Raw genomic sequence first — 12,387 nt, 5'->3', positions numbered from 1 at the left:
TTGATCTTTGCTGCGGGTATAACTGACTGTTGTTGTTCATTTCGGAGTTCATACATCGTCTGTCGCAGTGTAAATAAGATTATTACAGCCAGGAGTGGACCGATCCAACATTTAATTTTCATTGTTGAGGTATTGAGCATGGAAATAACAGTACGCAGCAGTGCCGCATAGGTGTAAGTGCCTGGGCATGGCATACCAGGAAGTATTTTTCGCCGATCTTAAATGTGGATGATTGCTGGTGGCTTAACTCTTTGCCGGTAGATGAAGAAACGGAGTTCTATTATCTTATTCATTTGCAGTGGAGCGTTATCTCCTGTTTGATTAGACAACTCAAAGGTATAGGTGCATTAACGATTCGTTTACAAAAACCGACACGAGCGGTAAGTTTTGTTTCACAATCGGTAAAGTATGTGTTATGAGTGGTGGGTGGTGAGTGGTGAATGGTGAGTGGTGAGTGGTGAGTGGTGAGTCGAGAAACGTGAGACGTGAAACGTGAAAGGGCTCGCTAATTCCCAGATTCGCTTCCTGCCTTGTGCTGCCTGAAATTCAGACTGTTGCCGACAAAAACGAGCCTCGAAATTGGGCGTTTGCCGTTTCACGTTTGCCGTTTCACGAAAAAAGGTGCATTATACGACACACCTTCCTAAAACCTATTTGCTTTGTAATAACTTCAATAGCTTCCTATCAAGCTTATGACCATACCAGTCTTCATATTGAACATCTGACCGGTTTGAATTAAGAATTCCAAAATCGCCTTTCAATTCCCACAGCGCAAAACCAATTCCGTTGGTGGTAAGAATATCAAGCACATCGCCAAACCAGGCCAGAAAAACATCGTGAGGTGTTTGTTTCCAGCAACCACATTCGCCACAATGCACACCAACGCCTTTCTTCACCAGGTCTATCCAGGGTTTATAATACTCTTCCATCACTGCCCGGCTATAATACTTGCCGCCAATATTACCGGGCCACAAAGGCGTTGGCTGGTAAGCAGGGTCAGGATATACCCAGGGCGCTTTGTAATGCGAGATCTCGTATGGATAATAACCACGGCAGCTTTGTCCAATGTTCAGGTCGGCCAGCTCAGGTGCAGCATTACCAAGGTTGCCTTCGGCAATAACATAAAATTTAGGGTTCACTTTGCGAATTACATCGGTAGCCGCTTTTGCTACTGTATGATAGGTTGCGCCGGGAACGGCCGTTGTCTTCGACATAGTGTCGTTTACATTTTCGCGATAGCAGGGCTCATTCACCAGATCGAAACTGATCTTACTGGTTGATACATTCTTAAACCGTTTTGCCCAAAATGCCCAGTGGTAACAGAAGGCATCCTGCGCATTCTTTTCTTTCCATAAATTATATGGTTCGTTATAACCATTACTTACGCAATAGCCGGGTGCGCGGTGCAGGTTCAGGCTCACATGCAGGTTGTACTTTTGCGCCAGGTAAATGGTCTTTTCAATCTGACTAACCTTGTTTTCATCAATCTTGTATACATCGTCGGCAGTAATGTACTTCTGTTTGGGGGTAATGTTGAGGTAAGTGGGGTAAGCTACAGGCATTCGTATAAAGTCAAATCCCCAGTCTGCAACCCATCTAAAATACTCCTCGGCAGTAGGTGTTCCTGCATACCAGGGATCGGGTTGAAAATAATCGGGAATGTTAAACCCTTTCCATTTAGGTAATTTGTTCCTGCCAATATTGCTTTCGGTATTTGCGTTAATGCTACTTGAGGTAAGCGCTGCAAGCTCAGGTATAACTTTAGTACATCCCACCACATGCGCTACCGTAGCCAGCCCAACATTCCGTAGGAATGTCCGGCGGTTCAGGCCTTTACATTTCATTTGCTCCAAGGATTTTTTAAAGTGAGAAAAATTTTCCGCTACTAGTGAATCAAAATCCTTCTTGCATGAAACGTACCAAAAACTGTTATGGTTAGGGTAACACCATAAATTTAATTCGCAGGTTTTGGATGGTTGCCAAACCGTCAGAAGTGTGTTCGTTTGTTGATTGCTGATAACACGCATGCAAATAATTATTACAGGTAAGTTACGTATTGAACCCGATAACAAGCAAATAAAAAGCCCCGGCGAAATCGCCAGGGCTAACATTCGCATGTTTTGACCTAGAGGACTATGACCCTGTTTGAAGTGATTTTATGATTATTCTTTCCAAATATTGTTAAGAAATAAATGCCCGGTGTCATTGAGGCAGTCCGCATAAGTTTTTCATTGTGTCTGTATCCGGTAGCATTAAATGTTCGCTCAATAAATTTCTGTCCGGTTACACTGCGCAGTTCCAATCTATATGAGGCTTCGGTTAAACCCGTTAGCTGAATATTGATCATGTTTACCGTAGGGTTTGGGGCAACCGCTATTAAGTATGTTTGAGTATTTAAACACGCCATCGTTGTCTGTCATTTTCAGCCTGTAGTAGTTGATGCCGGGGTTGGTGTTTTTGTCGTTAAAGGCGTAGTCTGCATGCACTGCTTCTTCCCAGGCGAACACAATGCCGATGGTTTCAAAGGTTACACCATCGCGGCTTCTTTGTACTTCGTACCGGTTCACGTCCTTTTCATCGGCTACCTTCCAGGTGAGATTGATGGTCATGTTTTTCTCTTGTCCTTTGAACTCGGTTAAAGTAACCGGCAGCGGTGTGCTTACACATAAACCGGTATTGAACCAATTTACTACAGGGTCTACGCATGGTGGCGAATTCCCTAATGTAGGGGAAGTACGGCTAATGGGTTCTTAGTACCCCTTACAATTCAAAGAATACCCGAATTAGGTCAGTAAACACTTATTCTTACATGTTATATGCCGAATTTCATTGACTTAGATCAATTCACTTTTATATGCCACTGGCTGGTAGTAGAAAATGCTTATAAAATTTGTAGGTTTATGCTCAACAGCCCAAATTGCTTTTTTTTACAGGGTTCATCTATCGTGTATGGGTGTTTATATATAATGGTAATTGGTTGTATTCCTGATTTGAAAAGCGAGCATGTAATTAAAGCCTTGTTTACATCTAAACCTAAAACGCATGAAGAGCTATTCAATTCGTATAAGTAAAATTGACCGGGATGATGCATTTAAAGACTTAGCGTATGAAACCGGTGGTGAGCTGGAAGAAAGTAATACGATGATCAAGTTTTCCGGGGAACTTGGCCGTGGTCAAATAAAAAGGTATCATCTCGATGCAGGATTATATATGCGGGTGTGGGACCTTTTCCTGGTTAAACCGTTAGAAATAATAAAAGAGGCCATGCCCATGTACATTGCCGATAATGGGTTTGGGTTATTATACATACAAACACCTGAGTCGGTTGACCTGAAAAGTATAAACGAGCATCAGCAATACCATAAAGTGCGCGAGCGGCGGTTTGCGCTGGCCCCCGAATCGGTAAACGGGGTGCTGCAATTACATCCGCAGTTACCCATTCGGTTTATTGATTTTACCATTTCGGCTTACTGGCTTAAGCAACAGCCGGGTTATATACATGTTGCCCGATATTTTAATGATGGTATTATGGATGAAAATGTTTTGCCGGTGCTCATAGAGGCTTGCCAGGCGAAAGCCAATGCGCTGGCTGGCAAACTTATAGATTGTATTGAGGACAGGAAGGCAGACCCTTCGGCCATGCTGCCCGTTGCAGAGGCGCTGATAAAAGAATTTCTGACTGCTGCTTCAAAAGAAAGTAATGATAAAACACACAACCACATTGATCTGTATTATGATAAAGTAAAAGAGGCGGAAGCTATTCTGATTGCCAATCTTCAAAAATCGCCGCCCCGGTTAAGCGCCATTGCCAAAACGCTGGCCTTAAGCGAATCTACGTTGAAGCGGTATTTTAAGATCATTTATGGTAAAAGCATTTATGAATATTACCTGAACCGTAAAATGGAGCTGGCCAGAACATTAATGATGCAACGGCCGCATACGGTAAATGAAATTGCAGAACTGATGGGCTACGAAAAGGTGAGCCACTTTATTGAGATCTTCAAAAAGCACCATGGTTTTTCGCCTGGAAGTATTAAAAAGAAACAACTTGAATTATTAAGTTCGTAAGTCGGCAATTCGCCTGCGCGAACAAGTCGTAAAACGTAAGATGTGAAACGGCAAACGCCCAATTTCGAGGCTCGCTTGTCGGCAATGGCTCAATGAACAGTGAACTATGAACTCTGAACTGTGAACCTGAAGTAGCAACCTTTGGATTTTAGTCGCGATGTTCAACGTTCGCGAGGCCATTATCACATTATCACATTATCACATTATCTCATTATCACATCAGCACATTATTCAACCTCGTCCCCTAAGTCGGCGTCCAACATAAACCCTGTAAAGCCTGGCTTTATAGGGTTCTTTTTAAGTGAATATAGCTAAGGCTGCGAACCAGAAACGTTAACAGCCTTGGCTATCAATAATGGGTCCCGAAATTTGTCAACCCCACATTATCACATTTGCTCTAGTATGTATTGGATTGTATCCGGTAACTGTTAACCGGCTTTGCTTGTGTAGAATATTGGAAGGAACAGAAGGAGTATTGAAGCCTGAAGTTTCGTGAGCTATTCACCATTGACCATTCACCATTAACCATCAGAAGCCCAAATTTGCCAACGGCCGTAAAATATAAGGCTCCTGTCTTGCAGGTTCTTTAAATAACCAATTGTAGAATCTGTTTAAAAGTCCCATCAGGTTGCTTTTATAGGCAAACTTTGGTTGAAACGGATAGTACTGTGCGCTGCCTATCTTCACTTTTACCAGTACCATTTCGTGAAACGCTTTTGCTTTTATTTCCTCCGATAATCCAATTAAGCCATTCAGTTCTTCAGGATCGTTTATTACATAAGCCTTACCTACTATTTGCAGGTAATAACCTTTGCCTTTACGATAGAACTGCATGTGGGCAGGAAATTCACGGTCAAATTCATTGATCTGTTGCTCGGGCCGGTTCATAAAGAACCAGATGTTGGCCAATTCATCTACTTTAAGAATAGAAACAATAGTGGTAGGGAATTTTAACACGCCTCCGCTTAAATTATAAAACAATGCACTGCCTATTCCCTGTATCTTCTCCTGTAAAAAAGGTATACTGCTAGCGGCTCTCATATGTGTGTTTTAGTAGTAAAGTTCAAAATAGATACCACTTAAACGGGATGCCCAAACCGGTTGCGCTACAGGGGTCACGTAGACATTTTTCTACACAAACAAATGCATATAGTATATATACGTGGCACCCTATTTTCATCATTTTGGTACAATCCGTTTTTATCACAACAAAACAATGCGTTATGGAAAGATCAGGGAGGAGCTCAAAAAATCAGGGAGCTACCAGCAGTAAAAGCAGTAGTAAGAGTAGTAAAGCCACCTCAGGTAAAATGGATAATCAGTCGTTACTAAGAAAGTTTTTTGTAGACGAGTTACAGGATATTTATTGGGCAGAGAAACATTTGGCGAAAGAGTTACCCAAATTGCAAAAGGCCGCCACAAGTGAGGAATTGGCCGATGCTTTTGGCGATCACCAGGCGGAAACCGAAGAGCATGTTCGCCGGCTTGAAGATGTATTTAAAATGATGGGTGAAACTGCCAAGGCCAAAAAATGCCAGGCTATGGAAGGACTGGTTAAGGAAGCCACCGAAATTGTGGAAGAAACTGAGGAACAAACTGCCACTCGCGATGTAGCTCTTATAATGGCTGCACAAAAGATGGAGCACTATGAAATAGCTACTTATGGTAGTTTGGTGCAGCTGGCAAAAACAATTGGATTACACGATGTAGCCGAAGTTTTGGCTGAAACATTAAATGAAGAAAAGGAAGCCGATCTGCTGCTTACAAGCATTGCCGAAGGCAGTGTTAATGAGCAGGGCGCTACGGAAGAAGGGCACGAAGGAATGGACGACGAAGAGGACCGGGATTAATAGAACATTAAAAAAATCGACAGATTCCCCAAAACGGCTACCCTGGTATAAGATTTTTAGTTCTGGTTATAGATTTAGGGGTTTTTTAAGGTCTACTGGTGTCGGGCCATTCCTGGCCTGACTTTTTTTTGTCCCGTCCTTGACGATCGATACTTCCAGGTTACATTTTCTAAAAGGACATGGTTATGGAAAGGAAGAAACAAAAAAGCAGGCTCTCGGCCCTGTTTCAGAAAATGTCGAATAAAGTGACCAAGGCCACAGGTTCACCTTACGCATTCTTAATCGCTTTAACGGTTGTTATAGTTTGGGCTATTACAGGACCCATATTTGGATTCTCCGATACCTGGCAACTCGTCATCAATACCGGCACTACCATTATTACCTTTTTGATGGTCTTCATTATTCAACAGTCACAGAATAAAGACACGGTGGCTATGCATTTGAAATTGAATGAACTAATTGCCAGTCATGAACGTGCAAGCAACCGGCTGGTTGATATTGAGGACCTCACAGATGAAGAGCTTGAGAAGATCAAGAAGTTTTATATAAAACTTTCCGATCTGGCTGCAAAGGAAGGTGATGTTAACACATCGCATTCATTAAGCGAGGCTGAAAATGTGCATGAATTTAAAAGAACTAAAACCGGAAAATGATGGAGCGGGTAGTAAAAGTGAAGGTGACGCACCGGCAACATTTAAAAATTTACAGAGACTATGCAAAAGCTGCCACCCTGGCCGATCTTAAGTATGTATCAGATACTCAGCCGGGCATTTCACGATATAAAAAGGGGCGGGGCTATATGTATATGTTCGAGGGTAAACTACTCCGTAAGAAAGAAGATATAAAGCGCATCAGAAGCCTGGCCATTCCACCCTCATGGACGTCGGTATGGATCTGCTCGCTGCCAAATGGACATATACAGGCCACCGGGTTAGATCTGCGCAAGCGTAAACAATATCGTTATCATCCCTTATGGTCGGTTTTACGTAATGAAACAAAGTTTCACCGTTTGCTCGAATTTGGTAAAGCATTACCCACATTACGCAAGCAACTGGCAATTGATTTAAATCAAAGAAACCTAACCGCTTCAAAAGTTATAGCTACCGTTGTAAGCCTTATGGAACGTACATATATACGGGTAGGAAGTGGAGAATATGAAAAGCAGAATGGCTCACATGGCATTACCACGCTGAAAGATAAACACGTGGTGATAGCCGGGGATACCATTCGATTTTCGTTCAAAGGAAAGAAAGGCGTTAGCCACGATATAACGTTGAAAAGTAAACGGTTGGCACGTATTGTAAAAAACTGTCGGGAAATACCGGGCAGCGAACTTTTTCAGTATTATGATGAAGAAGGGAACAAACATCCTGTTGATTCGGGCATGATTAACAGTTATATAAAAGATACAACAGGAATGGATTTTACCTCAAAGGATTTTCGCACCTGGGCAGGGTCGCTGAATTTATTAAGGTCGTTACGCGCTATGGGCGAAGCGGTTACTGCTACCGATTGTAAGAAGAATATTGTGGCGGCGCTCGATGAAGTGAGCCTAAAGTTGGGGAATACACGTACTGTGTGTAAAAAATACTACGTTCATCCACAACTGATAGCTTTATACGAAGAGAATAGTTTAAAGAAATACCTGATACAGTTAGATGAAGAATCGGGTACAGATGATACGCCCGAATTACATGCAGACGAACAGGTATTGATGAAAATTCTACAGTCGTTCCACAAAAGCTAAGCTATAATGGGAACTATTTTCTACAGATGCAATTTGTTCCCGTTTAAAATTTTAGGCATAGTTTTTATAAATATATATGTATAGCCGGCGTGCTGAAATGGTGTGGAAAGAAGGGCCGGTAACAACGATCGAATTGTAAAACTCATTATAAACTTACGCTACAAATCAGGCCTTAACCAAGGACTCCCGATGTTTCTACATCGGGTTTTTTTATTTTCAGCACTTCTCAAAGGCGCTTTTCCGGATCAGGTTGAATGCTTATTTACTTCTTTAAAAACTGTATCGTTATGCTGTATGCGTAGTTAGAATAAATGGCCGGTTAGTTAATAATGCAGGATGGTAAGCATTGTTTGTACACAATTGATGCAGGCCGGCACAAATACAATTCTATATAAAATACAGCCGTGCCGATGTTTAAATGCCTGAAAATCAATTCATTTCTATTAAAGGGATGCTTATTCAATTGAAAGGAATGTAAATTCTTTTTAATTATAAGAACTTCTAATTGAAAAAAATCCTCATTCTTTTTAATTTAATGAGCATTTGATTGAAAAAACTGCACATTCTTTTTAATTGGATGTGCACGCAATTGAAAAAACTGTACATTCTTTTTAATTGGATGTGCATGCAATTGAAAAAACTCTTCTTCTTTTTCAATTGAAAGACCTTCTAATTGAAAAAACAATTCCTTCTTTTTAATTGGAAGAACTTCCAATTGAACAAACAGTCCCTTTTTTTTTCAGTCCAAAAGACTTGTAATTGAATTATTCCCCCTCTTTTTCAATTATCCGTAAGTGGGTACTTAGACCTCTATAGGTTGTGTGAACCTTGTGTGAACCATGTGTGAAGCATGTGTCAAAAGGTATGCTTTACCAATGAAACACACATGATTGACACATGGTTGACACATGCTTTGAAAAATAGCCATGATGCATCTCATTGAAAGTTAATACACTGCAAGGCTTTGTTCGGGACCTCTTGTAGCCTTCTTCGAAACTGCTCCCAGGCGTGTTCGCAATTTTGCGAAGCGTGTTCGCAAATTTGCGAACAAGTTCCGGCTAAGTCTAAACTGAGTGTAAAAGAAGACTGAAAGAAAGTGTGGAAAAGGCGAGTGGGAAATTCGGCGAATTCGGAGGATAGCGAGCCTTGAAACAGGAACCCACTAGCCACTTACCACTAGCCACTAGCCAGCAACTCGTCACACCGTTTTCCGAAGCTCATCACATGTTTTCGAGGACACCGTCCCATTTTTCAAAAATGGGTACAAAAGGAGCTTACATTTGTTATATCAACCAAAGGTGTGCATCGATCAGTATTATCGGGAGGAGCGAACCTGGTAACACCTGCAGACCAATGTTGATGAAATGATCTTTGATATGTTGAAATGAAAAGAAGCTTCAATGCGAAGCTTCTTGCATATATGTGAATTCATATTTTGCTTCGTCCGCTGAAGCCCGGAGAAAAAATTGGCGTTAGCCAGCGCCAGGGTCAATGGCAAGCGCAGCGAAGCCAAACAAAACCGAACACCTGAATAACTGAACAACTCGCATCTATGAACTAAGAACTAAGACCTCGCTCTTTTCCTGCTCGTTCTCTTTTTAGCTGTAGTTCTCTTCTTAGCTGTCGTTCTCTTTTTGGCCGTAGTCCTCTTCTTAGCCGTTGTTCTTTTCTTAGCTGTTGTTCTCTTTTTGGCTGTTTTCTTTTTAGGCACTTTTGCTCCTTTCTCGCGTGCTTCTGATAACCCTATAGCAATTGCCTGTTTACGGCTGGTTACCTTTTTGCCACTGCGCCCACTTGTTAATGTACCCTTCTTTTTACGGTGCATGGCGCTCTTAACTGTTTTCTGTGCTTTTTTTGAATATTTAGCCATAACTATACTTTTAAATTATTGCTGAATAGTAATACCTTAAATAGTTTGCAAATTACTATGCCAACGATTCAATGTTTTTGTATCATTATACATATTGTTGTTTATATACAACGATAGTGACAAAGTGTAGAAGCGGTTTCCCATTCAAATTACTTTCTCATCATAGATGTCTGTAAAACAAGGGGGAATAATTTTTTAAATAAATACTGTGTAATTACGCTAACGTGATGTTCAATGGCAACTTTAGCTTGTGGCTATTTACGTGTGATGCATCACGTTGTATAATACAATTTACTATTAGCAAACTTAAAAATGTGATTATATGGCACAGAATAAGGAAACAGTTGAGGTATTGAACGATCTTATAAGAATTAATAACGATCGTACTGCAGGTTATACAAGAGCCTCAGAAGATACAAAACAAGTAGACGTTGATCTTAGGACCATATTCGAACGACTGGCCGATGAAAGCCGTCAAAACGCCATTGAGCTTACTGCTCAGGTTGGTCGTTTGGGTGGCGAACCTGCAACAGGTACCACAACAAGCGGTAAAATATACAGGGCATGGATGAACGTAAAAGATATGTTCACCGGTAAAGACCGCCATGCATTACTGGCATCTTGTGAATATGGTGAAGACGCAGCCCAAAAGGCTTATGACGAGGCGCTGGCCTCAGACGCTCCTTTGCCAACTGACCTGCGTCAATTAATTACAAGCCAAAAAGCCTCTTTGAGAAACGCCCATGATATGATCAAAAAGTATAGGGATTTACACGAAGTAACACGGTAAGTTTAAATCAGAAATTCTTCAAAATAGTGGCTTTAGTACTGTAGAGCAAAAACGCAGGCCGGGTAAGTTAGCTTTCCTGGCCTGTTTGTTTTAGGTCCCCAAAACCTTCAAATTGTTGATTATATGCGGGATTTTAACAGGTGTGTGGGGAATTTAATACACTTTTTGGTGAAAGTAACCCGGTAAAACGCTGGCAAAAATTTTTATAATTATGATTAAATGAAATGGGTATGAAAGCAGATATAAACAGGTCCACACCATATATACAAAGTATGGTGTCGTGTTTGAGCAAGGTGGTGGACGATGGATATAAGGAGGATTTTATAGCTACCCGTGAAGGACTGGAATCATCCACAACCCGGAAGCTGTATGGCCCCAATGATGTGAAAGTAGTTACCTCATTCCGCTTTGAAGGTTTTTCCGACCCCCACGACAGCGCAGTTTTATACGTACTTGAAACTTCGGATGGTGTAAAAGGAACTTTAATCGATGGCTGTGGTACATTGGCCGATCCGTTTGTTTACAAGTTCATCTTAGATGTTGAATCACGAAACGAAAAGCTGATGGTCAACTAATTTTATTTATACTATAGATACCTGTTAAATGGCTGTAAGATCTTCTTGCAGCCTTTTTGTTTGTATACGGGTTAGATTTTGATAGGGTGCTCATTAAAAAAGGCTACAACGCATTACGCTGTAGCCTGGGTCTTACTTCTTTAGACTTACTATATTAAGGATTGAACTACGTGCTGCGCATTAGACCGAGAATTAACGATATAACAGCTAATACAATTAACACATGTATTAAACCACCTGCACTGTATACGAAGAAACCTAATATCCAGCCTATTACCAGAATCACTGCAATAAGATACAATATACTTCTCATGGTGAACAATTTTTTAGGTTGCGTAATATATCCTTACTTATAAAAATCTATTGCCATAGAAGCGCAACACGTATGGTTGAAAACAGTCAACATTATACAGCAGTTGATGTAGAAGTTTTTGCTCAGGGAACCACTTAATACCCCCATTAATTGAAGCGGGAACATTCTTTTTACTGGTATGCAATATGATCATCTTTAAGATAATGGCAAATACCTGGAAAATCTTTAAACAGTCGGTCGAGGAGTTTCTCAATGACAATTGTATTAAACTCAGCGCCTCATTATCGTATTATACCATTTTTGCCCTGGGGCCAATGCTTGTTGTTATTATATCCTTTGCAGGCATCTTTCTGGGCCGCGATGCAGTTGAAGGAAAATTATACGATCAAATAAAATTACTCATAGGGCCGGCCGCTGCGTTGCAGGTGCAAAGCATCATTGCCAATCTGCAGCACAGCAATCAAACAGTGGTAGCCGCTATTATTGGTGTAGTGTTATTGATATTGGGCGCCACCGGTGTGTTCACTGAAATACAGGGTTCTATCAATTACATTTGGTCAATACGCGCCAAGCCAAAAAAGGGCTGGCTCAAGTTCATCATCAACCGGCTTATTTCTTTTTCGCTGGTAATTAGTTGCGGGTTCATTTTACTGGTTTCGCTTATCATTAATGCAATTATGGAACTGCTGAATGAAAAGCTGCAGTATTATTTTAAAAGCGTAACCATCGTTGTTTTTTACATTTTGAACTGGGCCCTGATCTTTGCAGTGATAACGGCCTTGTTCGCCATCATTTTCAAAGTGCTGCCCGATGCAACCATTAAGTGGAGAGATGCCGTTGTTGGCGCATCCTTTACCGCATTGTTATTTATGCTGGGTAAGTTCCTGATAAGTTTATACATCGGTAAATCTAACGTAGGGCTTACCTATGGGGCTGCCGGTTCCATAATAGTGATATTAGTGTGGGTGTATTATTCTTCCCTCATCCTGTACTTTGGGGCCGAATTCACGAAAATATACTCTATACGCCACGGTACCGGCATTAAACCCATAAGCACTGCAGTATTTATTGTTAAACATGAAGCAAAAGAAGTAGGGGAGTCGCATATTTCATAGGCGATTGCTTATATTTAACGTAGACATTTTTCTACACCACCTGACCCACCGTTATAACG

Annotated in this window: 13 protein-coding genes; 7 read left to right on the top strand and 6 right to left on the bottom strand. The window is 41.1% G+C overall.

Annotated features, from left to right (window positions below; all coding sequences use genetic code 11):
• Positions 1 to 650: 650 nt before the first annotated feature.
• The 3 genes from GGD38_RS14765 to GGD38_RS14755 all read right to left on the bottom strand — a co-directional run bounded on the left by GGD38_RS14765 (position 651) and on the right by GGD38_RS14755 (position 2,609).
• The gene (locus GGD38_RS14765; RefSeq protein ID WP_375297010.1) at positions 651 to 1,844 is read right to left on the bottom strand and encodes a glycoside hydrolase family 5 protein; all 1,194 of its coding nucleotides are present in this window, start codon (positions 1,842 to 1,844) and stop codon (positions 651 to 653) included.
• A 281-nt stretch (positions 1,845 to 2,125) separates the two neighbouring features.
• A complete protein-coding gene (locus GGD38_RS14760; RefSeq protein ID WP_375297009.1) occupies positions 2,126 to 2,347 on the bottom strand; it encodes a T9SS type A sorting domain-containing protein in 222 nt (73 codons plus the stop codon).
• On the bottom strand, positions 2,304 to 2,609 hold the full coding sequence (locus GGD38_RS14755) for a hypothetical protein (RefSeq protein ID WP_375297008.1): 306 nt from the start codon (positions 2,607 to 2,609) through the stop codon (positions 2,304 to 2,306). The genes GGD38_RS14760 and GGD38_RS14755 overlap by 44 nt, the downstream gene beginning before the upstream one ends.
• Positions 2,610 to 3,042: 433 nt before the next feature.
• Between GGD38_RS14755 and GGD38_RS14750 the strand changes: the two genes are divergently transcribed.
• Complete coding sequence (locus tag GGD38_RS14750; protein WP_375297007.1) at positions 3,043 to 4,068, top strand: helix-turn-helix transcriptional regulator; 1,026 nt, start codon at positions 3,043 to 3,045, stop codon at positions 4,066 to 4,068.
• A gap of 528 nt (positions 4,069 to 4,596) precedes the next feature.
• On the opposite strand, the gene GGD38_RS14745 is transcribed toward GGD38_RS14750, so the two are convergent.
• Positions 4,597 to 5,109: a hypothetical protein gene (locus GGD38_RS14745; protein ID WP_375297006.1), complete on the bottom strand. Its 513-nt coding sequence runs from the start codon at positions 5,107 to 5,109 to the stop codon at positions 4,597 to 4,599.
• Positions 5,110 to 5,291: 182 nt separating this feature from the next.
• On the opposite strand from GGD38_RS14745, the gene GGD38_RS14740 reads away from it, so the two are divergent.
• From GGD38_RS14740 to GGD38_RS14730, 3 genes are all read left to right on the top strand, one after another.
• Entirely contained in the window at positions 5,292 to 5,918 is a 627-nt protein-coding gene (locus tag GGD38_RS14740) for a ferritin-like domain-containing protein (RefSeq protein WP_375297005.1), read from the top strand.
• A gap of 185 nt (positions 5,919 to 6,103) precedes the next feature.
• Positions 6,104 to 6,571 carry a low affinity iron permease family protein gene (locus GGD38_RS14735; protein WP_375297004.1) on the top strand — a complete coding sequence of 156 codons (468 nt, stop codon included), beginning with the start codon at positions 6,104 to 6,106 and terminating at the stop codon, positions 6,569 to 6,571.
• Positions 6,568 to 7,665 carry a DNA topoisomerase IB gene (locus GGD38_RS14730; RefSeq protein ID WP_375297003.1) on the top strand — a complete coding sequence of 366 codons (1,098 nt, stop codon included), beginning with the start codon at positions 6,568 to 6,570 and terminating at the stop codon, positions 7,663 to 7,665. The genes GGD38_RS14735 and GGD38_RS14730 overlap by 4 nt, the downstream gene beginning before the upstream one ends.
• Before the next feature lie 1,564 nt (positions 7,666 to 9,229).
• Here the strand turns inward: GGD38_RS14730 and GGD38_RS14725 are convergent.
• Positions 9,230 to 9,535, bottom strand: coding sequence for a DUF6496 domain-containing protein (locus GGD38_RS14725; protein ID WP_375297002.1), 306 nt, complete (start codon positions 9,533 to 9,535; stop codon positions 9,230 to 9,232).
• Between the two features lie 322 nt (positions 9,536 to 9,857).
• Here GGD38_RS14725 and GGD38_RS14720 point away from each other — a divergent pair, with 322 nt between their 5' ends.
• Positions 9,858 to 10,325 (top strand): PA2169 family four-helix-bundle protein, encoded by a 468-nt coding sequence (locus GGD38_RS14720; protein ID WP_375297001.1) that lies wholly within the window; start codon positions 9,858 to 9,860, stop codon positions 10,323 to 10,325.
• 230 nt (positions 10,326 to 10,555) lie between these two features.
• Positions 10,556 to 10,900: a hypothetical protein gene (locus GGD38_RS14715; protein WP_375297000.1), complete on the top strand. Its 345-nt coding sequence runs from the start codon at positions 10,556 to 10,558 to the stop codon at positions 10,898 to 10,900.
• A 166-nt stretch (positions 10,901 to 11,066) separates the two neighbouring features.
• On the opposite strand, the gene GGD38_RS14710 is transcribed toward GGD38_RS14715, so the two are convergent.
• The gene (locus tag GGD38_RS14710) at positions 11,067 to 11,213 is read right to left on the bottom strand and encodes a lmo0937 family membrane protein (RefSeq protein ID WP_375296999.1); all 147 of its coding nucleotides are present in this window, start codon (positions 11,211 to 11,213) and stop codon (positions 11,067 to 11,069) included.
• A gap of 185 nt (positions 11,214 to 11,398) precedes the next feature.
• Here GGD38_RS14710 and GGD38_RS14705 point away from each other — a divergent pair, with 185 nt between their 5' ends.
• Positions 11,399 to 12,328 carry a YihY/virulence factor BrkB family protein gene (locus tag GGD38_RS14705; RefSeq protein ID WP_375303840.1) on the top strand — a complete coding sequence of 310 codons (930 nt, stop codon included), beginning with the start codon at positions 11,399 to 11,401 and terminating at the stop codon, positions 12,326 to 12,328.
• The last annotated feature ends 59 nt before the right edge of the window (positions 12,329 to 12,387 follow it).

This window comes from Niastella sp. OAS944, from assembly GCA_024809215.1.
GTDB lineage: Bacteria > Bacteroidota > Bacteroidia > Chitinophagales > Chitinophagaceae > Niastella.
The sequence above is the reverse complement of the archived record's forward strand: the minus strand, read 5'-3'. Positions and strand labels throughout refer to the sequence as shown.

Bases quoted from the DNA above. Each gene is read 5' to 3' on its own strand.
- GGD38_RS14765 (WP_375297010.1), bottom strand. From the start codon at position 1,844: ATGAAATGTAAAGGCCTGAACCGCCGGACATTCCTACGGAATGTTGGG.
- GGD38_RS14760 (WP_375297009.1), bottom strand. From the start codon at position 2,347: ATGATCAATATTCAGCTAACGGGTTTAACCGAAGCCTCATATAGATTG.
- GGD38_RS14755 (WP_375297008.1), bottom strand. From the start codon at position 2,609: ATGACCATCAATCTCACCTGGAAGGTAGCCGATGAAAAGGACGTGAAC.
- GGD38_RS14750 (WP_375297007.1), top strand. From the start codon at position 3,043: ATGAAGAGCTATTCAATTCGTATAAGTAAAATTGACCGGGATGATGCA.
- GGD38_RS14745 (WP_375297006.1), bottom strand. From the start codon at position 5,109: ATGAGAGCCGCTAGCAGTATACCTTTTTTACAGGAGAAGATACAGGGA.
- GGD38_RS14740 (WP_375297005.1), top strand. From the start codon at position 5,292: ATGGAAAGATCAGGGAGGAGCTCAAAAAATCAGGGAGCTACCAGCAGT.
- GGD38_RS14735 (WP_375297004.1), top strand. From the start codon at position 6,104: ATGGAAAGGAAGAAACAAAAAAGCAGGCTCTCGGCCCTGTTTCAGAAA.
- GGD38_RS14730 (WP_375297003.1), top strand. From the start codon at position 6,568: ATGATGGAGCGGGTAGTAAAAGTGAAGGTGACGCACCGGCAACATTTA.
- GGD38_RS14725 (WP_375297002.1), bottom strand. From the start codon at position 9,535: ATGGCTAAATATTCAAAAAAAGCACAGAAAACAGTTAAGAGCGCCATG.
- GGD38_RS14720 (WP_375297001.1), top strand. From the start codon at position 9,858: ATGGCACAGAATAAGGAAACAGTTGAGGTATTGAACGATCTTATAAGA.
- GGD38_RS14715 (WP_375297000.1), top strand. From the start codon at position 10,556: ATGAAAGCAGATATAAACAGGTCCACACCATATATACAAAGTATGGTG.
- GGD38_RS14710 (WP_375296999.1), bottom strand. From the start codon at position 11,213: ATGAGAAGTATATTGTATCTTATTGCAGTGATTCTGGTAATAGGCTGG.
- GGD38_RS14705 (WP_375303840.1), top strand. From the start codon at position 11,399: ATGATCATCTTTAAGATAATGGCAAATACCTGGAAAATCTTTAAACAG.